This is a genomic window from Pseudoalteromonas sp. AOP7-A1-14 (genome assembly GCF_052376275.1).
Classification (GTDB): domain Bacteria; phylum Pseudomonadota; class Gammaproteobacteria; order Enterobacterales; family Alteromonadaceae; genus Pseudoalteromonas.
This window is the reverse complement of the sequence record NZ_JBQSVO010000070.1, coordinates 1-20,468: the sequence shown is the minus strand read 5'-3', so window position 1 is coordinate 20,468 and position 20,468 is coordinate 1. Positions and strand designations below refer to the sequence as shown.

The 20,468-nt window shown below is 40.5% G+C and carries 15 protein-coding genes; 3 read left to right on the top strand and 12 right to left on the bottom strand.

The window, feature by feature from the left end:
* Positions 1-111 precede the first annotated feature (111 nt).
* Entirely contained in the window at positions 112-2,499 is a 2,388-nt protein-coding gene (gene hrpB / locus ACT3RM_RS11525) for an ATP-dependent helicase HrpB (protein WP_441835451.1), read from the bottom strand.
* A 267-nt stretch (positions 2,500-2,766) separates the two neighbouring features.
* On the opposite strand from hrpB, the gene ACT3RM_RS11520 reads away from it, so the two are divergent.
* The gene (locus ACT3RM_RS11520; RefSeq protein ID WP_441835450.1) at positions 2,767-2,964 is read left to right on the top strand and encodes a CsbD family protein; all 198 of its coding nucleotides are present in this window, start codon (positions 2,767-2,769) and stop codon (positions 2,962-2,964) included.
* An 81-nt stretch (positions 2,965-3,045) separates the two neighbouring features.
* Here the strand turns inward: ACT3RM_RS11520 and ACT3RM_RS11515 are convergent, their stop codons facing one another.
* The 4 genes from ACT3RM_RS11515 to metA form a co-directional block, all read right to left on the bottom strand.
* The gene (locus ACT3RM_RS11515) at positions 3,046-3,801 is read right to left on the bottom strand and encodes a hypothetical protein (RefSeq protein WP_441835449.1); all 756 of its coding nucleotides are present in this window, start codon (positions 3,799-3,801) and stop codon (positions 3,046-3,048) included.
* A 184-nt stretch (positions 3,802-3,985) separates the two neighbouring features.
* Complete coding sequence (gene metH / locus ACT3RM_RS11510) at positions 3,986-6,613, bottom strand: methionine synthase (RefSeq protein WP_441835448.1); 2,628 nt, start codon at positions 6,611-6,613, stop codon at positions 3,986-3,988.
* A 10-nt stretch (positions 6,614-6,623) separates the two neighbouring features.
* Positions 6,624-7,691, bottom strand: coding sequence for a homocysteine S-methyltransferase family protein (locus tag ACT3RM_RS11505; protein WP_441835447.1), 1,068 nt, complete (start codon positions 7,689-7,691; stop codon positions 6,624-6,626).
* Positions 7,681-8,628 (bottom strand): homoserine O-succinyltransferase MetA, encoded by a 948-nt coding sequence (gene metA / locus ACT3RM_RS11500; protein ID WP_441835446.1) that lies wholly within the window; start codon positions 8,626-8,628, stop codon positions 7,681-7,683. The genes ACT3RM_RS11505 and metA overlap by 11 nt, the downstream gene beginning before the upstream one ends.
* Before the next feature lie 209 nt (positions 8,629-8,837).
* Between metA and ettA the strand changes: the two genes are divergently transcribed.
* Both ettA and ACT3RM_RS11490 read left to right on the top strand, forming a co-directional pair.
* Positions 8,838-10,511, top strand: coding sequence for an energy-dependent translational throttle protein EttA (gene ettA, locus ACT3RM_RS11495; protein WP_441835445.1), 1,674 nt, complete (start codon positions 8,838-8,840; stop codon positions 10,509-10,511).
* A gap of 156 nt (positions 10,512-10,667) precedes the next feature.
* Positions 10,668-11,576: a histone deacetylase family protein gene (locus tag ACT3RM_RS11490; RefSeq protein ID WP_441835444.1), complete on the top strand. Its 909-nt coding sequence runs from the start codon at positions 10,668-10,670 to the stop codon at positions 11,574-11,576.
* A 504-nt stretch (positions 11,577-12,080) separates the two neighbouring features.
* Here the strand turns inward: ACT3RM_RS11490 and cyoE are convergent.
* The 7 genes from cyoE to ACT3RM_RS11455 all read right to left on the bottom strand — a co-directional run bounded on the left by cyoE (position 12,081) and on the right by ACT3RM_RS11455 (position 20,113).
* Positions 12,081-12,965, bottom strand: coding sequence for a heme o synthase (gene cyoE, locus ACT3RM_RS11485; protein ID WP_441835443.1), 885 nt, complete (start codon positions 12,963-12,965; stop codon positions 12,081-12,083).
* Positions 12,966-12,999: 34 nt separating this feature from the next.
* Complete coding sequence (gene cyoD / locus ACT3RM_RS11480; RefSeq protein WP_441835442.1) at positions 13,000-13,323, bottom strand: cytochrome o ubiquinol oxidase subunit IV; 324 nt, start codon at positions 13,321-13,323, stop codon at positions 13,000-13,002.
* A complete protein-coding gene (gene cyoC, locus ACT3RM_RS11475; protein ID WP_441835441.1) occupies positions 13,323-13,943 on the bottom strand; it encodes a cytochrome o ubiquinol oxidase subunit III in 621 nt (206 codons plus the stop codon). Before cyoC ends, cyoD begins: the two co-directional genes overlap by 1 nt.
* The gene (cyoB, locus tag ACT3RM_RS11470) at positions 13,940-15,943 is read right to left on the bottom strand and encodes a cytochrome o ubiquinol oxidase subunit I (protein WP_441835440.1); all 2,004 of its coding nucleotides are present in this window, start codon (positions 15,941-15,943) and stop codon (positions 13,940-13,942) included. The genes cyoC and cyoB overlap by 4 nt, the downstream gene beginning before the upstream one ends.
* Before the next feature lie 2 nt (positions 15,944-15,945).
* Complete coding sequence (gene cyoA, locus ACT3RM_RS11465; RefSeq protein ID WP_441835439.1) at positions 15,946-16,860, bottom strand: ubiquinol oxidase subunit II; 915 nt, start codon at positions 16,858-16,860, stop codon at positions 15,946-15,948.
* Positions 16,861-17,093: 233 nt separating this feature from the next.
* Positions 17,094-17,507 (bottom strand): hypothetical protein, encoded by a 414-nt coding sequence (locus ACT3RM_RS11460; RefSeq protein WP_441835438.1) that lies wholly within the window; start codon positions 17,505-17,507, stop codon positions 17,094-17,096.
* Between the two features lie 455 nt (positions 17,508-17,962).
* A complete protein-coding gene (locus ACT3RM_RS11455) occupies positions 17,963-20,113 on the bottom strand; it encodes a TonB-dependent siderophore receptor (RefSeq protein WP_441835437.1) in 2,151 nt (716 codons plus the stop codon).
* Positions 20,114-20,468: the final 355 nt, after the last annotated feature.

The window sequence follows — 20,468 nt, the reverse complement described above, 5'->3', positions numbered from 1 at the left end:
GCAGATTATCCACTTATCTCGCTCAGCTTAGATAGTAAGCTAAGTATTTATTCGTTACTCGGTAGGATACTTAATATAACGTGTCAATAGACCTAAATCATATGTAGCATGTCAATAGCCTATATTACATGTAGGCTTTGGGTACCTGCCTTTCATCTCTTTTTGTACTTCGCGGTAGCTAGTAGCCCAAAAGTGGGCTAAATCTTGAGTTAGCTGCAATGAACGTTTACCTGGCGAAAGCAGCTCTATTAAAAGTGGTAGCTTATCTTTTGCAAGTACTGGGGAGCGGGTCATGCCATACACTTCTTGTATGCGAACACTCAGTTTAGCTGGACCATCGAGCTGATACACCACTTTAACATTTGAGCCACTTGGCACTGTTAAGCGAAGTGGTAATAACTCTTTTAAAGCACATTGCTGTTGCCAATTAAAGCAACTTTGCAACGCCTCAAAGTAGTTAAACTTTTTAAGCTGGCTAAGAGTTTTAATATCTTGTACGTACACACCTAACCAACTATCAGCACTTTCAATAAGTTGCGCCTCACTTATATGTGGAAATTCTTCAGGCATGAGCTTGCTGGCCAAGCTCATTCTAACCAATAACTGGTCGGCGTCTTTTTGTTCGTTAAACAGCGCAACGCCCTGCTTAGTAAATAAGTTAAGCCATGCTTTAGCGCGCTCATTTTTATCAAGCTTTTGCTTACTGGGTTGGCTGCTAAGCGTAATAGCACCGAGCTTTATTTCATCTTGATGAATAAACCGCGCCGTTTTTTCATCAAACTCACAGCGAGTTCGCTCAGTAAATAAGTGCGGTAAATAAGCTTGTAAATCAAACGGGCTAAGTGCAGTAGCTGCAAAAATACGCCCGCCTTTGTAACCCCCCATTGTTGCAATAGCAAGGTAGTCATCATTATGCCAATAGTCGCTATTAAGTTCTGCCCCTGCGCCATTAGCAAGTAAATAACCGTTACCACGTTTTTTTGCGATGCGGTCTGGGTAAGCAAGTGCCACTAGCAAACTCAAATATTCGGTTTTAAGATCCTTATCTACCGCTTTTAATTTTAAACGATTTAACCAAAATTTAAGCTGCTGTTTAAATACTGGGTGTGGCCTCTGCTTCATGCTGTGTAGTGCTAAACTCAGTTCATTAGCACTATTAACACGGCTTTCTAGCAGCGCAACTAAATGTATTGCAAGCTGATAAATACCCGGGTTTTGCTCATCCAATTGCTGCGCTTTTAATAACATGTGCGCTAAGCGAATATCAGCGCCAAAACTGAGCATTTTACTGCCTAGGGTTGTGAGCTTACCTTTACTATCTACCGCCTCTAGCATTTGCAGTAAATTTAGTGCTTGCGTACATTGTTGCTCTGTTGGCTTATCAAGCAAGGTTAGCTCGTTTATACCTGCGCCCCAAAGCTTAGCTTCAAGCATCAGTTGGCTGATATCAGAGGTGAGAATTTCAGGGTTGTCGTGGCTATTGCGCCGCTCAAAAGTTTGTTTTGAGCCAAGCCTATACACGACACCTGGCTCAATTCGCCCTGCACGTCCTGCGCGCTGCACCGCCGACGAGCGCGAAATATTTTGCGTGGTAAGCTCCGTTACACCGGTTTTTAAGTTAAAACTCGCAGCGCGACGTTTGCCGCTATCAATAACAATGCGAATGCCCTCGATGGTTAAACTGGTTTCGGCTACGTTGGTGGTCAACACCACTTTGCGTTTACCTTTTGCTGCGGGGGCAATTGCAGCTTGCTGCTGGGCTTTATCTTGCTCGCCAAATAAAGTAAATACTTCACAACCTTTGGGTAAATCACTAAGCGCTTGCTGTACACGTACTATTTCACGCTGACCAGGTAAAAACACTAACGCACTGCCGGGTTGTTCACTAAGTGCTTGCTTTATAATTTGCGGGATTTCATCAAGCCAGCGACTTTCATCTTTTATAGGAATATAAACTTCATCAACAGGATAACTGCGACCAGGGGATTCAATTATGGGGCAGCCAAAAAACTGCGAATAACGCTCGGTATCTAAGGTGGCAGACATAAGCAAAATAGTTAAATCGTCACGCAGCGCGCTTTGCGACTCAAGCGCGAACGCCAATGAAGTATCACCTGCAATTGAGCGCTCATGAAACTCGTCAAATATCAGTAAGTCAACATCGCTTAACTCAGGATCATTTTGTAGCATACGCGTCAGCATGCCTTCGGTAACAACCTCAAGGCGCGTATCAGCACTTATTTTACTCTCACCGCGAACACGCAGGCCAACACTTTGCCCTACAGTTTCATTTTGGCAACTAGCTAAGTAACTGGCAATATTACGCGCCGCTAAACGCCGAGGCTCAAGCATAACAATGCGTTTAAAATGTCCATCTTGCATTAAATTAAGCGGCAGCCACGTTGACTTACCCGCACCCGGTGGCGCTTGTAATAGCGTCAAAGGGTTTGACTTTAATGTAGAAACGAGTTGTTGATATATATCTTGAACCGGCAGCACAATAATTTACCTTAAATTGCTTTGTAGTTATTGTAACAAAAATCTGCAACCAAGCGTGTTTCAATTTATTCGCGGCTTTACATGTAAGCAATAATTACACAATGCTATGTATTTTTTTAACAGCGAAGCTTATCTATACTAACGCCTCTTAAACATAAATAAATAAACCCATGATCTTTAATGAAAATAAAAAATTAGGTGCGTTGGTATAAGGCTTGCTTCTATAAAAGTGAAAGTAAATTCATCCCCTAATACAAGGAGCTAATTATGAACAGCGATCGTATCGAAGGTAATTGGAAAGAGCTGAAAGGCAAAGCGCAACATAAATGGGGCGACCTTACCGATGATGACCTAGACAAAATTGAAGGTAGCCGCAAGGAACTTGTAGGAAAAATTCAACAAAAATACGGCAAATCTAAAGAAGAAGCTGAGCGCGAAGTCAATGACTTTGAGAAAAGTAAATAGCTTTAAACCTTAGCTAATTCATAGCTAAAAAGCCGCCATTTTGGCGGTTTTTTATTGGCTTTTATACCAGTAATATAATTTTTAGTGAGCGTTTATAACATCTTCAGATAACAGTTTTTGCTCGTCTTTGTATACTTCAAGCCAACCTGGTGGCGATGTTTCGCAGCCAATAACAGTAACTTGTAATACGTAGCTATAACGGCCATTTTTAAATGTGTAATGATGATTCCCCCCGCTACCCTCAAACGTTATATCACCATTTAGCAAAACTATATCGGGTTTATCGCTAGTTTTTTTATTAATACCCCACGAGGTATAACGAAAATTATGATCGCCTAAATCATCAACACGAATATGATATTTAGCGGTTTGCCAATCTAAAACTGGTTTTTCAAAGTTATGAATACTTGGGTGTAATGACTCTCTACTTTCTTCAATTAGACTTTTTGCATACGCTTGCTCTTTAGCATTTTGAGTATTTACCGCTATAATTTGGCCATTTGTATCAATCCAGATCACACCATTGTTGAGCATAATGCCGCGCCAGCCGACTTTATCCCAATCGGTATTAATATTTGAACTGGCAATAATCGCGACGAGTTCCTCATTAAACACTTCATCAAAACGACTAATTAACTCAGGTTCACTATTAATATCAGGTATTGGGTATTTTCGTTTTAGAGGGTAGCGAATAAGCGCAGCAACAGCCGCCTTATTGTGCGCTTGAAAAGCCGTAATAATAGGTAAAACGCTATCGTGATATTTTTGCTCAAGGGCAAATGTGTTCGCGGTAAATAATAGGGATAAGTACAAGCCTATGTAACGTAGGAATTTCATTAATATTCCTTTATTTAAAATATTTAATTCAAACAGTAAGTTGATAAATTTTATCTATCAAATGTGGTTTCCACTTTATAGCAGTTGCTGTCACTTATTACTATCTCTGAAGTGACTTGCCCCCTTACTTCCGACTCTTTACTCTCAAAAAGCGAGCTCAACGAAGCTCGCTTTTATTTTAAGCTTAAGGCTCATACCCTAAATTAGGCGATAACCAACGTTCTGCCTCTTCCAAGCTCATGTTGGTACGTTTAGCGTAATCTTCTACCTGATCTTGTTGAATCGCGGCTATAGCGTAATATTTAGCCTCTGGGTGTGAAAAATACCAGCCCGAAACCGCAGCCCCTGGCCACATGGCGTATGAGCTTGTAAGCTGCATGCCAATGCGTTCTTCGGTATCGAGTAACTGCCAAATTTTCTTTTTCTCAGTGTGCTCAGGGCATGCAGGATAACCGGGGGCTGGACGAATGCCTTGATAGTTTTCGCGAATTAGCTCATCGTTACCCAGATTTTCATCGGGCGCATAACCCCAATACTCTTTACGCACTTGTTCGTGCAAGTATTCGGCAAACGCTTCTGCGAGCCTATCGGCCACCGCTTTTATCATTATTTTATTGTAGTCGTCTTGCTTGGCATCGAACGCATTGGCTAGGTCGTCTTCTTCTAATCCGCCCGTTACGGCAAACGCACCAAAGTAATCCGGTGTCCCTTTTGGCGCAATATAGTCGGCCAAACAGTAGTTAGCAAAGTCGGTTTTTTCGGTTTGCTGGCGTAAATGGCACGAGGTATTTAACAGCTCTTTGCGAGTTTCGTCAGTGTAAATTTCTATATCATCACCCACACGGTTCGCAGGGAATAAACCAATTACACCCAGCGGTTGCAAACTACCTGCTTTTTCAAGGTCGTCGAGCATGTCGTTAGCGTCTTTAAATAAGCTTTGTGCTTGCTCGCCAACCACCTCGTCGGTCATTATGCGCGGATATTTACCGGCGATTGACCACGTCATAAAGTACGGAGTCCAATCTATATATTTACGAAGTGTGGCAATAGATACATTTTTAAATTCGGTCACGCCCAGCTTATTAGGCACAGGAGGCGTGTAGTTATCCCAATCAAGTTCGGCGGCGTTATCACGGGCACGTTGTATTGTTACCGGTTTTGAGCGGGGCTTTTTACGAGCCTGTTGCTCACGTACTTTTACATACTCGGCGCTGATTTTTTCTAAAAAGGCGGGTTTATGCTCTTTTGATAATAAGTTAGAGACGACACCTACTGCACGGCTGGCATTGCTTACATACACTACGCCTTTATCGTATTGCGGCTGAATTTTAACTGCAGTATGCGCTTTAGAAGTGGTCGCGCCGCCTATCAATAATGGTAGTTCAAATCCGCGGCGGGTCATTTCTTTCGCTACGTGCACCATTTCATCGAGCGATGGGGTTATAAGGCCAGATAAACCAATAGCATCGGCTTTTTCGTCAATGGCGGTTTGTAGTATTTTCTCTGCCGGCACCATGACACCTAAATCAATAACTTCATAATTATTACATTGCAGCACTACGCCAACAATATTCTTACCGATGTCGTGTACGTCACCTTTAACAGTGGCCATAACTATTTTACCATTAGTGGCGCCTTCTTCTTTTTCGGCTTCAATGTAAGGGTCAAGATAGGCTACGGCACGCTTCATTACGCGGGCTGATTTTACTACTTGTGGTAAAAACATTTTACCTGCACCGAATAAATCCCCTACTACGTTCATGCCATCCATTAATGGCCCTTCAATAACATGAATAGGTTTAGCGGCAGCGGCGCGGCACTGCTCGGTGTCTTCTTCTATGTATTCGGTGATACCTTTAACGAGGGCATGCTCTAGGCGTTTTTCTACAGACCATGTGCGCCATTCTAGATCTTCAACACGCTCCGCTTGTGCCATACCTGAGTATTTAGGCGCAAGTTCGACTAAACGCTCACCAGCGCCTGAGTCGGCGTTTAAAACAACATCTTCAACGGCTTTACGTAGCTCTTCTGGGATATCGTCGTAAACGGCAAGTTGCCCTGCGTTGACAATGCCCATATCCATACCCGCTTGAATGGCGTGATATAAAAATACAGAGTGAATTGCCTCTCGCACTGGGTTATTACCCCTAAACGAAAACGATACATTAGACACCCCGCCCGACACTTTACAGTACGGTAGGTTTTGCTTAATACGGCGCGTACCTTCAATAAACTCAACGGCGTAGTTGTCGTGTTCTTCAATACCGGTAGCTACGGCAAAAATATTCGGATCAAAAATAATATCTTCTGGTGGAAAGCCCACCTGATCAACCAAAATACGGTAGCTACGCTGACAAATTGCAAATTTACGGTCAGCGGTGTCGGCTTGGCCGTCAGTATCAAATGCCATTACTACTGCCGCCGCACCAAAGCGTTTAATAATTTTAGCTTGATGAATAAACGGCTCTTCGCCTTCTTTAAGCGAGATTGAGTTAACTATCGCCTTACCTTGAATACACTTTAAACCTGCTTCAATTACTTCCCACTTTGAGGAGTCGACCATAATTGGTACTTTAGAAATATCAGGCTCTGAGGCAATGAGATTTAAAAACTTCACCATGGCGGCTTTAGAGTCCAGCATGGCTTCGTCCATGTTGATATCAATAACCTGTGCGCCGTTTTCTACTTGCTCACGGGCAACATTAAGCGCGGTTTCAAAATCTTCTTCCATGATCAAACGTTTGAACATGGCTGAACCGGTTACATTGGTACGCTCACCGACGTTGGTAAATACGGCTATTTGTTGTGTCATGTCGGCTATCCTAATTTAAGTTACACGCTTCAAGGCCTGATAAGCGCATACGCACTTCAAGCTCTGGTAATACACGGGGCTTAACCCCTTCTAGACCTTTAACAAATGCTTTAATATGTGCAGGTGTGGTGCCACAACAACCACCCACAATATTAATAAAGCCTGACTTACCCCAGTCTATAATTTCTTTCGCCATTTCAGGCGCTTCTAAGTCGTACTCCCCAAACTCATTGGGTAAACCCGCGTTCGGGTGCACTGAAGTGTAGGTTTCACACACACGCGATAACTCTTGCACGTATTGGCGCAATAAGTCAGGGCCAAGCGCGCAATTAAGGCCAATTGAAATGGGCTTAATATGGCGAATTGAATTATAAAATGCTTCGGTGGTTTGCCCCGAAAGCGTTCGCCCTGAAGCATCAGTAATAGTGCCTGAAATCATAACGGGTAATGTGCGTCCAGCTTGCTCAAATGCTTCTTCTACTGCGAACGAGGCGGCTTTAGCGTTTAGGGTGTCGAAAATGGTTTCAATTAAAATTAAATCTGCACCGCCTTCCATTAAAGCCAAAGTCGACTCAACGTACGCAGTTACTAGCTTATCAAAGGTGATATTGCGATAACCAGGGTCGTTTACATCTGGCGACAATGAACATGTTTTTGAGGTTGGCCCAAGTACACCCGCTACATAGCGTGGTTTAGCTGGGTTTTTAGCACTGTATTCGTCACAAATACTGCGTGCTAATTTAGCAGACTCTAGGTTTACTTCACGGCTGATACTTGCCATGTCGTAATCTTCCATTGAAATGGTGGTCGAGTTAAAGGTGTTGGTTTCGATAATATCAGCACCCGCATTTAAAAAACCCCGATGGATATCCGCAATAACTTTAGGCTGGGTCAGGCTTAATAAGTCGTTATTACCTTTTATTAGTACATGCCAATCTTTAAAGCGCTCACCACGATAGTCGTCTTCTTCAAACTTATGCTGCTGGATCATGGTACCCATTGCACCATCTAAAATTAAAATGCGCTGCTTTAATGCTTCTGTAATCTGCTGACTTTTATTAACGTTATTATTCGGCATAGTTGTTAGTCCTTACGGCTTGGCTAACTAAATTAATATCATAAGGTGTAGTTTGGTACACATAATAATTTAACCAGTTCGAAAAAAGCAAAAAAGCATGACTTTGCCACGTTTTCGACGGCTCATTGTCTGCATTATTATCTGGAAAATAGTTTTCTGGGATCGCTGCATCAGGGCTTTTTTCTAGGTCACGCTGATACTCATCCTTGAGCGTATGAGCATCGTACTCTGGATGACCCGTTATATACACTTGACTGCCCGATTTATTTTTAACTAAGTAAGCGCCCACTTGCTGTGAGCCTGCCAATACAACTAAGTCATCGCTGGCATTTATTTTTTCAATATCAATATGACCGAAACGAGAGTGCGGCACTAAAAACGAATCATCAAAACCGCGAGTAAGCGCGCCGTGATTAAAATAACATTGGTGATTAAATACGCCACAAAGTTTATTTTCTTTAAGTTCACGTTTTAATTTATGGTGATGATATAAACCCGCATGAGCGGCCCAACACGAAAACAACGTTGAGGTAACATGCTCTTCGGCCCAATCGAGCAATACGGTGAGTTCATCCCAATAAGCAACCTCGTCGTATTCTAAATGCGCAAGCGGCGCACCAGTGATGATAAGTGCATCGTAGTTATTATCTTTAACCTCAGAAAAGTAACGATAAAAAGTGTCTAAATGCTGCTCTGAGGTATTTCTACTACGGTGGGTGTCTAAGCGTAAAAGTTCAACATTAACTTGCAACGGAGAGTTTGCCAGCAAACGAATAAACTGTACCTCGGTTTCTACCTTATTAGGCATTAAATTCAAAATTGCCAACCGCATCGGGCGAATCTCTTGCGTTTTCGCACGGCTTTTTGGCATTACGAACACATTTTCATGACGTAATTTTGCAATCGCAGGCAATTCATCTTTAACAGTAATAGGCATTCTTAGCTCCAAGGTACAATTCACCAATGGCTAATTATGAACGGTTAGTTAAAAATTTCAACCTCTAGATGTTTAGATGTCTAAATGAATTTATTTTATTAGCCTATTTAGTCAAAAAAGTGTTCTGCTTTGCTGTTTCGTTGACTGTTTCACCTGTGAGCCACTACAATACACATTGAAATTTTTATTATTATTTGAAGGCTTTTTCCATGGTTTTACCTGATAAGTTTATATTCTCGATGAGTCATGTATCTAAGGTTGTGCCGCCTAAGCGCACTATCTTAAAAGATATCTCGTTGCATTTTTTCCCTGGCGCAAAAATTGGTGTACTTGGCTTAAACGGTTCGGGTAAATCAAGCTTACTGCGCATTATGGCAGGGGTTGATCAAGAGTTTGAAGGTGAAGCTCACCCTCAACCGGGCATTAAAATTGGCTACCTACCGCAAGAACCGGTACTTGATGAAAGTAAAACCGTGCGCGAAACCGTTGAAGAAGCGGTAAGTGAAGTTAAAAATGCACTAAACCGTCTTGATGAAGTTTACAACGAATACGCTATGGAAGACGCCGACTTTGATGCACTAGCAAAAGAGCAAGGCGAACTTGAAGCTATCATTCAAGCCCACGACGGTCACAATATTGATAACGTATTAGAGCGCGCGGCTGATGCGCTACGTCTGCCACCTTGGGATGCTAAAGTTGAAGTGTTATCGGGTGGTGAGCGTCGTCGTATCGCTATTTGTCGTTTATTACTTGAAAAGCCTGACATGCTTATTCTTGATGAGCCAACTAACCACTTGGATGCAGAATCAGTAGCTTGGCTTGAACGTTTCTTACATGATTACGAAGGCACTGTTGTGGCAGTAACCCATGACCGTTATTTCCTTGATAACGTAGCCGGTTGGATTCTAGAGCTTGACCGTGGTGAAGGTATTCCGTGGGAAGGTAACTACTCTTCATGGCTTGAGCAAAAAGATGCACGCTTACAGCAAGAGCAAAAATCTGAAAAAGCCCGTCAAAAATCAATCGCGCAAGAACTTGAATGGGTGCGTTCAAACCCTAAAGGTCGTCAAGCAAAGTCTAAAGCTCGTATGGCGCAGTTTAGTGAGCTACAGCACTCAGATTACCAAAAGCGTAACGAAACCAATGAGCTATTTATTCCACCAGGACCGCGCTTAGGCGACCAAGTTATTGAAGTTAAAAACTTGAAGAAAAGCTTTGGTGACCGTGTACTGATTGACGACTTAAACTTTACTATGCCAAAAGGCGCAATTGTGGGCATTATCGGTGCCAATGGCGCGGGTAAATCAACCCTATTTAAAATGTTAAGTGGTGAAGAAAAGCCAGATAGCGGCGAAATCACTATTGGTGAAACAGTGGAGCTTGCAACGGTTGATCAGTTCCGCGGTAACATGGACGACAGCAACACCGTTTTCCAAGAAATTTCAGACGGCCAAGACATATTAAAAATTGGTAATTTTGAGTTTCCAAGTCGTGCTTATGTTGGTCGCTTTAATTTTAAAGGTAACGATCAGCAAAAGTTTGTTAAAGACCTATCAGGTGGTGAGCGTAATCGTTTGCATTTAGCAAAACTATTGAAAGCTGGTGGCAACGTAATCCTGCTGGATGAGCCAACTAATGACTTGGACGTTGAAACATTACGTGCTCTTGAAAATGCAATCTTAGAGTTTCCGGGCAACGTGATGTGTATCTCGCATGACCGTTGGTTCTTAGACCGTATTGCTACGCATATTTTAGATTACCGCGATGAAGGTCAAATCAACTTTTTCGATGGTAACTACACAGAATATGAAGAGTGGCTTAAAAAGACCTTAGGTGCAGAGGCAACTCAACCTAAGCGTATTAAGTATAAAAAAATTGGCTAATGTATAGTCATTAATTTATCGCTCTGAAATCTCGTTATGAGTAATATTAGCCCTATCAAACGATAGGGCTTTTTTATAAACAAGCCTTTAAGCACAAGCATGGACTATCAAAATAAACTTGATTACCATAGCGTAAATAATTAAAAGCGCGCGGTTATGACGTTAAACCCACATTTACCTTTAGTTTATCATCCAAACTACTCATTTAACTTTGATCCCAAACACCGTTTTGTTATGAGCAAGTTTGCTAATTTATATCAGCATGTTAAAGAGTTAGGGCTTATAAATAATAATCTAGTACAGCCTGAGATTGGTAACCCTGATAAGCTAGAACTCGTGCATTGTGCGAGCTATTTAGATGATCTTTGGCGCAATCAATTAGACGAAAAAGCCCTTCGACGCATAGGATTACCTTGGTCTGAGGCATTAATAGCGCGCACATTTACAGCCCCTTTAGGTACGCTAGAAACTGCACGCCTTGCACTTAAACATGGTTTAGCGTGTCATTTAGCAGGCGGCACTCATCATGCTCACTTCGACTTTGGCTCAGGTTTTTGTATGGTCAACGATCTTGCCTTTACCACTCAAACACTTATACAAAGTGGCGAAGTAACTAACGTACTTATATTTGACTTAGACGTACATCAAGGTGATGGCACTGCCGCCATGCTTACCCACCAACCTTATGCGTATACTTGCTCTATTCACTGTGAAAAAAATTTCCCGTTTAGAAAGTCCTCAAGCGATTTAGATATTGGCCTCGCCAATAATATGCAAGATGATGAATATTTGGGAATTGTTGATGACACACTACAGTTTTTACTCAATGAACTTAACCCCGATTTAGTCCTGTACGATGCCGGTGTTGATGTATGGCAACAAGATGGCTTAGGTAAGCTTGATATTAGCTGGCAAGGTATTGAAAAACGCGATCACCTAGTATTAAAACGTTGTATTGAACACAATATACCAGTGGCAAGCGTTATTGGTGGTGGTTACGACAGAGACCATTTACGTTTAGCACAGCGCCATGGCATTGTTGTTGAGCAAGCTGCGCGTTTTTAAATAAGTGTATAACTTACAGAATATGCGATTGAAAAAGCGATTACTGCGCTTATTTACTACAATTTAAACCCACATAGTTATTGATATTATTTTGCGATAACGGCTTATGTAACTACCTATGCATATGAATAGTATTATCTCGGCTAAAAAAGGGATGTAAAAGAAGGCCTGCCACCAATCAACCCCGCTTATAAAGCAGAACATGTAATGGTGTTAATTAATCAAGGATTTCGTATTTTTGCGATTAATTTACCAAGCTATAAGCCGCCTCATTTTTGCTAATTTAACCAGCATGTGCATACAAAAGTTTCGCACTTCTACACATATACCAAAGCAAAATGAACTGAACTGACTTATAAACTTATTAATTGTGGTTCCTCAAGGCGCTGTATTACGGCTCCTAAGGTTTGCAGTAAGATTATCTTATATTTTAGACAAGAAAAAAGGCTCGTCATAAATCAGAGCCTTTGTTAACTTTGGAATAAACTCGGAACTAACTCACAACTAACTAAATAATGATAATTGTGGCGTAAAATGTTGGTAATCAACGGCCATTGCAATGCTCAGCGCAGTGATATTAATAATTGAAAACGCAAACACTTGGCGTGCCCAACCGCTAATATCAATATTACGTCGGTAACCTCTAAGGGCCATCAATAGCCACCAAAAACTGGTGGTACACGCAACAGCTAAAAATGCCATACCGGTATAACCACCAATCGTGAGTAACATCACCACTAAAGCGTAAATTGCTATATACATGACGATATGGTTTTTTGCTTTATCAATACCTTGCGCCACTGGCAGCACGGGAATACATGCCGACTTGTAATCTTGATAACGAAATATAGCAATCGCATAAGAGTGCGGCATTTGCCATAAACTAAACATAACGAGCAATATCAATGCACCAGCATCGAATTGAGCACTCACTGCGCAATAGCCGACAACAGGGGGGACCGCACCGGATAAGCTACCTATAAAAGTGCCATACACAGAGCGACGCTTCATATATAAACTATAAACCCCGACATAAATAACATAACCAAACACGGCAAAAAATACAGCGACCCAGTTGGTATAAATGGCTAATAAACTAAAACCAACCACACCAAGTACAACTCCATGTACTAACGCTGCTTTCGCTGACATCTCGCCCGTTACTGTCACTCGGGTTTTGGTACGTGCCATGCGACTATCAATATCACGGTCTATCACATTATTAATTGCACACCCTGAGGCAACAACCAAAGATAACCCTAATAAAGTAGCCAACATTAGCCAGCCATCTATATCTCCTTGTGACGCGAGTAAGAACCCACCCGCTACGGAGATCAAGTTGCCCATAATAATGCCAGGCTTAGTCACTTTTAAATAACGACGAAACATCAGCTAAACTCCTACTATTTGCTTATTTCGAACATTAATACATCATCATGGCGTTAGATGCATAGAGGATCCACACCGACAATCCAACAACCATAACAATTATTATTGCACTGAAAATAAAGGATAATGAGCTTGCTTTACCCTCTTCAGTTTTAAAGTTTAGGTGTAAAAAGTATTTTAAATGTACCCAAATTTGCACAACAGCCATAACGATAATGCCATAAAAGGTCGTTTGCTTTTCTAACGTCCCGCTCATAACAGCCCAAAAAGGGATCGCGGTCAGTACAATTGATAAAACAAAACCAATTAAATAATCTTTTACAGTGCCATGTGAGGCATGTGATTCGGTTTGACTCATTACATTGCCCCCATTAAATAAACAACGGTAAATACACAAATCCATACCACGTCTAAAAAGTGCCAAAATAAGCTTAAGCAGCTTAAACGAGTTATAGTTGCTGGTTTAAGACCACGGCGTACCACTTCTATCATCATTGTTGTCATCCAAATCAAGCCAGCGGTTACATGTAGTCCATGTAAGCCGACTAATGAAAAGAACGACGTTAAAAATGCACTTTGCTGTGGCCCATTACCATGCACAATTAAATGATGAAACTCATAGATTTCCATACCTATAAAAGCGGCACCAAAAGCAAAAGTAACGCCAAGCCAGATAAGCGTGAGGGCTTTTTTCTGAGCATGTGCGCTGATCATAGCAAAGCCAAAAGTTATACTACTCAGTAAAAGTGCTGCGGTTTCTACCGCAACAAAATCAAGTTCAAAAATATCTCGCCCTGATACGCCACCATTGGTGTTCATAAAAAGCACCGCATAGGTTGCAAAAAATGAGGCAAACAACAAGCAATCGGTCATTAGATAAAGCCAAAAACCAAAAACAGTATCGCCACCCGTGTCATGATGTTCATGAGCATGGATATCATGCTCATGGGTGTCTACATTTGCAGGTAATGCACTCATGCACTGACCTCCTTAGCGTCATTTACTTTAGCAGCGCTTTTGTTATGCGCGCTTTCAATTTTTAAAATTTCATCTGGTTGCACGTAGTAATCAACATCTGGGTTGTAACAACGTTTGATAAACACAGCAAAACCCGCAACAACACCTACAATCGCTAACCACCAAATATGCCAAATCATGGCAAAACAGAACGTGGTAAAGCTGATACTCATTAACACCCCAGCAGAGGTATTTTTTGGCATATGAATAGGGGAATAGCTTTTTTGCGTTTTATACGCTTCGCCTTTTTCTTTCATGTCGGTCCATGCATCAATATCACTAACGTGTGGAACCGTAGCAAAGTTGTAATACTGTGGTGGTGACGCAGTTGACCATTCAAGCGTATGGCCGTTCCAAGGATCGCCCGTAGGATCATCAAGCGCTTCACGGTTTCTAAAGCTGACAACCAATTGCACTACTTGAAAGATAATACCGAACATAATAATCACCGCGCCTACAAATGCGATGTGCAACCACATATCATAAGCGGGGTTATTAGTGTGATTTAAACGACGTGTCATACCTAAGAAGCCAAGTACATATAAAGGCATAAATGCAACGAAGAAACCGACTATCCAACACCAAAATGACGCTCGACCCCACCCTTCATGAAGCTTAAAGCCCATCACTTTAGGGAACCAAAAAGCGAAACCAGCTAAGTAGCCAAATACAGCACCACCAATAATAGTGTTATGAAAATGTGCAATTAAGAATAAGCTATTGTGTAGTACATAGTCGGCACCTGGGATGGCAAGTAACACCCCTGTCATACCACCTATAGTGAAAGTAACCATGAACCCAAGCGTCCACAGTACAGGAACTGTAAAGCGTAAACGGCCACGATAGATCGTAAATAACCAACTAAATAGTTTCACACCGGTGGGCACCGCGATGATCATCGTCATCACCCCAAAAAAGGCATTTACATTAGCGCTCGACCCCATAGTAAAGAAGTGGTGTAACCACACAACAAAACCTAAAATAGAGATTGCTCCACTGGCATAAACCATTGACTTGTAACCAAATAAACGCTTGCCTGTAAAGGTAGAGATAATTTCAGAAAAAATACCAAACGCCGGTAAAATCAAGATATAAACTTCAGGGTGACCCCATGCCCAAAATAGGTTGATATACATCATGGCGTTTCCGCCTGCTGCCTTGGTAAAGAAGTGAAAATCTAAATAACGATCTAGCGTTAACATGGTTAATACGGCGGTTAAAATAGGGAAAGATGCTGCAATTAAGATATTTGCCCACGTACATGCCCACGTAAATATAGGCATTTTCATCAATGTCATGCCGGGTGCGCGCATTTTGAATACAGTCACTAAGAAATTAACCGCTGTCAGTAACGTACCAATACCGGATATTTGCAGCGCCCATATATAATAGTCGACCCCCACCCCGGCACTGATCGACAGTTCGGATAATGGTGGATAAGCCATCCAGCCTGTTTTTGCAAATTCGCCAAAAAACAATGAAATATTAATTAATATCGCACCACCAGCTGTTAACCAAAAACTTAAGTTATTTAAAAATGGAAAAGCCACATCACGCGCACCAACTTGTAAAGGCAACACGATATTCATCAAACCGATCATAAATGGCATCGCCATAAAGATGATCATGATCACCCCATGAGCGGTAAATATTTGGTTATAATGCTCTGGTGGTAAAAAACCAGCGGCCCCACTGGTGGCCAGTGCTAATTGCCCGCGCATCATAATGGCATCTGAGAAACCACGAAACAGCATAATAAGCGCAAGAATAATATACATAACGCCTAAGCGTTTATGATCAATTGAGGTGATCCAATCGTGCCAAAGCACTCCCCACTTTTGATATTTAGTAATTAGACCTACAAGCAGTAGGCCTATAACAGCAACCGCCGCTAACGTCACCATAATAATGGGTTCGTGATACGGAATTGCCTCTAAAGTTAACTTACCTAATAACGACATAATTATTCCTCACCCTCACTATGATCGGCGTGTACGTTATGCTCACTTTGTGCATGATGTTTTTTGTTCATATCCCCATGCGCCTTCATATATTTCATTACAATAGTATGAAATAGACCATCATCTACACTACCAAAATAAGTTACAGGGTCACTTTTACTCGGCTGTGCCAACTCATAGTAATCTGCTTTAGTAAGTGTTTTCGAGTCACTTTTAACTGTTTTAACCCACTGCTCAAAGCCCGATTCAGTGGGCGTGGCAATAGCATTAAACTTCATGTCAGAGAAACCTTCACCACTGAAATTGGAAGAGAAACCTTTATAAGTTCCTGGTTCATTAGCAATTAAATGCAGCTTTGTTTCCATTCCAGCCATAGAGTAAATCTGACTCCCTAATTGAGGGATGAAAAATGAATTCATGGTATTTTCTGAAGTGATTTTATATTCGACAGGTACATTAGCAGGGAACACTAATTCATTTACCGTGGCGATCCCCTGCTCCGGATAAATAAATAACCACTTCCAGTTTAAAGATACCACTTCAACAGTTAAGTGCTCTCCCTTTCCTTCAAGCGGTTTATATGGGTCTAATTCTTGAGTGGATTGCCAAGTAATCACACCTAAAATAGCCACAATTACAATTGGAATGGCCCATACTACAGCTTCAATTTTATTTGAGTGCGCCCACTTAGGCGCATAAACTTCGTGGTCTTGGCCATCGCGATATTTCCATGCGAAATACAAGGTCATTATTATGACTGGCACAACCACTATCAACATCAGCACAGTGGCGATGATGATCAGGTTTTTTTCATCTATCCCAACTTGCCCTTTTGGATCAAGCACACCGCCTTTACAGCCGGTTAATGCGAGTACAAACGTACCCAGAGCAATATTAAACAGGTTTCGAATTAACAAAGGACTACCCTACAACCTAAAGTTTGAAATTTGTTGTTTTAACTATTAATAATAAAACAACGACTTATATTCTCTGACGACTTTTATAGACACAAAGAGGCCCAACATGCAGTACGTGAGAAAATGAAGGAGGTTAGTTGAATCGCAGACGCAATAAGTCTAAGTAGTATTAAAAAAGCAGAACGAGCAAGTGACTAAACAGCTAAATTTAAACTACTAAACTTAAGTAGCGATCAACTATTTACTTGTGGTGGCGCACGACAGCCGTGAGCACTGTGTACTACGACTGAGCTTTTTGCTTGTTGAAAAGCAAAAGCTGTTTTACGTAAAATGATCCCAGCACGACGTGCAGGAATTATGTGGAACAATAACCAACAAAGACCAATAAGCAGCTGGTTTGCAATGATCGGATGAGCTAAAAATTGGGCTATAACAACGAGTAATGAGTCTGTAATTAAGTCATCACTAAGTAAAGCTTCAAGTTTAAAGGCATCTTCTAATGCACCACTTAGCAACATAACAATATTAAATACAAGTAAGATAACAGCTACACAAGCTCCTTTACCCGCTTTATTTAAGCGCTCACACACAAATGGCTCGCCAGAGGCAAGTTCCTTATTTGTATGCTGTAAAGAAAGTGTGTTCAAAGCCATTCACCTAATAAAATTACAAATAATAACTAAAGTAATATTGCGATAATGAAAAATCTTAAACATTGCCGCTAAAAGCTCAATATGGTTAATGCTACATAAAATCAAATTTATCTAGCAGATATTAGCTAGATGAAAGTTGATCTGTATCAATAGAACTTTCAAAAAAGACTGAAAGTTTGAAGGGAGTATAACAAAGAGAATGTACTGTTCAAACTATAAAATATAAAATTTGAATTAGCTTACTAGATTATTTAGTAAGATAACCAGCTTAAAAATATAATAAATCCATAATAAATAGTTAGTTAGGTACTAAATTAGTTTTAATATTGAAACGCAATTATTATAGAATAATATTAAATATTTAAGATTTGATAAGCATAAGTACTTTTTACGTGATTGTGAACTGCATCACTCATGCAATCCAGTTCACAATTACAAAAGCTTATACTTTAGAATTCAAATTTAGCTTTGATTGCAAATGTGCGAGGCTCGCCAATTCTTAATACGCCATAATCGTCACCTACTGCCCAAAATTCTTTATCAAAAAGATTATCAACTGTACCAATTAAAACTAAATTATTATTACCCACTTTATGGCTATAGCTAACCCCAGCATAAAAAATAGTATATGAAGGTAGTTCCCAGTCATTATTAGCATTTGCTGATGTTTCGCCATGTTGCTTACCCCCTAAGTTAACGGTAAGTCCATCCACAGCCTCAATGTTATAATTAGTTTGTAGACTAACTTGGTAATCAGGAGTACCTGAAACTTGGTTGCCTTGATAGCTTTCGCTCGTTTTATCGTAAGTTGCATCTAATAGCATTAACTCACCATAAACAGAGAAGTTACTGGTTAAATCTAATGCACCACTTAACTCCAATCCTTGGTATAAACTAACACCATCTTGAATAAGATAATTATCATCAGTTACCAGCTCTGCACCACGCTCAATACGAAATAGGGCCGCTGATGATGACCAATCATTACCACTTTGTTTATAACCTATTTCAATTTGCTCACTTTTTTGTGGCTCTAATAGTTCGTTAGCATTTGCATAACTTTCTCCAACGGACGATGTTTGTCCTTCAAAAGATTCAACATAACTAGTGTAGAAAGTAGTCTGCTTGTTTGGTTTGTACATCATAGCTACGACGGGAGTAGTTGATGAATCATTATAATCATCTTGATAAGCTAAAAAATAGTCACCAGGAGAATGCTCTATTTTTGTATGACGAACGCCTACTAATAATTCATAGTTTTCATTAAATTTAATTGAGTCATTAACAAAAAATGATTGCTGTGTATCTGACCAAGCAAGATCTAGATCTTCTTGCAGTGTTGCCTCATAAGCTGGAAGCTCTACAGCGTTATATAAATTATCAACGCCATAATTACGTGTATCCCTACGCCCATATTTACCGCCATCGTTTCGATACGTATCAGCAACCTGATAAGCTGAGCCTATGACTAAATCATGGCTAATATCACCGGTTTCAAAATGACCAGTTAGAATACCTTGTATCTGCTCATAGTTAACTTTAAAGTATTGCTCATAAAGACTGATTGAGACATCACCTTCACTATTGAGTAAATTCGCTAGAGTTTTAACCCAGTGAGTATCATTCTCTGAATAATCGTATTCTATTTTAGCTTGCCAATTATGGTTAATATCCCATGTTAAGCCCGTAAGTAGGATAAGGTTGTTATAATCATCAAAGGTACCATCAACACCTATACTTCTATCACCATGAACAGCCTCTGGTAATGAACTATCGCTACTCATAGAGTTTGACATTGTTGTCCATGAGTTTTCAGTAAGTCTGTCACTATAGATCAAATCGGCATTCCAACGTAAGTTGTCGGTCAGGTATGCATCAAATGCAACAGATAAGCTCTGTCGATCAACAGTTCCATCCTCAAGGTAAGTATCGCCTTCTTCGTTAACGGCATTAACTCGTACACCGTATTTATCATCTTCACCAAACCTGGTACTCGCATCGATATGAGCATTCAAAACACCATCACTTCGATAGCCTGCACTTATATTAAGCAAATCATTAACTGGTTTTTTAGTAACGTAGTTAACAACCCCACCAGGAGCTGCCATTCCATACATGTAACCTGTCGCGCCTTTTAACAAAGCAACTTTTTCAAATGCTTCATAAGGCAATTCACCACTAAAATTGTTAAGTGATAAACCATTTACCTTAAAACTATTAGTGTAGTCCAGTGGTAATCCCCTGACTCTAATCGTCGAGCCGAAGTTACTGTAAGCGCTACCATCTACGGATACAGAAGCCTCTCGACTAAATAAACTATCTAGGGTATTTACTTGGCGTATTTCTATATCTTCAAGGGAAATCATATCCACTGAAAATGGCGTATCAAGCACAGTTCTGTTGCCTAATGCGCCACCATCATTTTGTTCATACAGTTCAGTAATTTTATGGCCAACAATAGTGATAGTTTCAGGCAGTTTTTCATCTTTTTTTTCTGACTTAGATGTTTTTTCTTGGCCTAACACACTGTGACTATTCATAATTAAAATAGCAGTTATTATTATTGATAGCTTATTTTTAACCAAGGCTTCAATACCCATTTATTTCTTCCTTATTGGTAATATGGTTAAATCAGCTGAAATGCATATATTCTTCTGTACCTAGAATTTAATATTTTATCTACCGCTAAAAATATTATTAATCACACCGTAAATACCCAAATATAAAGCGAGAAGATTTAATTACATACAGCCGATTTCTGATCAAGAATTGATAAGAAATCGGAGTATACAAAAACGGCACCGCAAACACAAATAGAAACAATTAATATTTAGATCATTGTGTATTCTAAGTTAACTAAAAACACTATGTGCAAATCAAGGTAATTAATGACGAACCGAGTTGAATTTCACACTGAGCGAATCAACCATGTTTGAAACACTCCGATAGCCACCT

Excerpts from the sequence above, each read along its gene's own strand:
- metA (WP_441835446.1), bottom strand. The coding sequence starts at position 8,628 with ATGCCTATTACTGTTAAAGATGAATTGCCTGCGATTGCAAAATTACGT.
- cyoB (WP_441835440.1), bottom strand. The coding sequence starts at position 15,943 with ATGTCGTTATTAGGTAAGTTAACTTTAGAGGCAATTCCGTATCACGAA.
- ACT3RM_RS11490 (WP_441835444.1), top strand. The coding sequence starts at position 10,668 with ATGACGTTAAACCCACATTTACCTTTAGTTTATCATCCAAACTACTCA.
- cyoC (WP_441835441.1), bottom strand. The coding sequence starts at position 13,943 with ATGAGTGCATTACCTGCAAATGTAGACACCCATGAGCATGATATCCAT.
- ACT3RM_RS11455 (WP_441835437.1), bottom strand. The coding sequence starts at position 20,113 with ATGGGTATTGAAGCCTTGGTTAAAAATAAGCTATCAATAATAATAACT.
- metH (WP_441835448.1), bottom strand. The coding sequence starts at position 6,613 with ATGACACAACAAATAGCCGTATTTACCAACGTCGGTGAGCGTACCAAT.
- cyoD (WP_441835442.1), bottom strand. The coding sequence starts at position 13,323 with ATGAGTCAAACCGAATCACATGCCTCACATGGCACTGTAAAAGATTAT.
- ACT3RM_RS11515 (WP_441835449.1), bottom strand. The coding sequence starts at position 3,801 with ATGAAATTCCTACGTTACATAGGCTTGTACTTATCCCTATTATTTACC.
- ACT3RM_RS11520 (WP_441835450.1), top strand. The coding sequence starts at position 2,767 with ATGAACAGCGATCGTATCGAAGGTAATTGGAAAGAGCTGAAAGGCAAA.
- ettA (WP_441835445.1), top strand. The coding sequence starts at position 8,838 with ATGGTTTTACCTGATAAGTTTATATTCTCGATGAGTCATGTATCTAAG.
- ACT3RM_RS11505 (WP_441835447.1), bottom strand. The coding sequence starts at position 7,691 with ATGCCGAATAATAACGTTAATAAAAGTCAGCAGATTACAGAAGCATTA.
- cyoE (WP_441835443.1), bottom strand. The coding sequence starts at position 12,965 with ATGTTTCGTCGTTATTTAAAAGTGACTAAGCCTGGCATTATTATGGGC.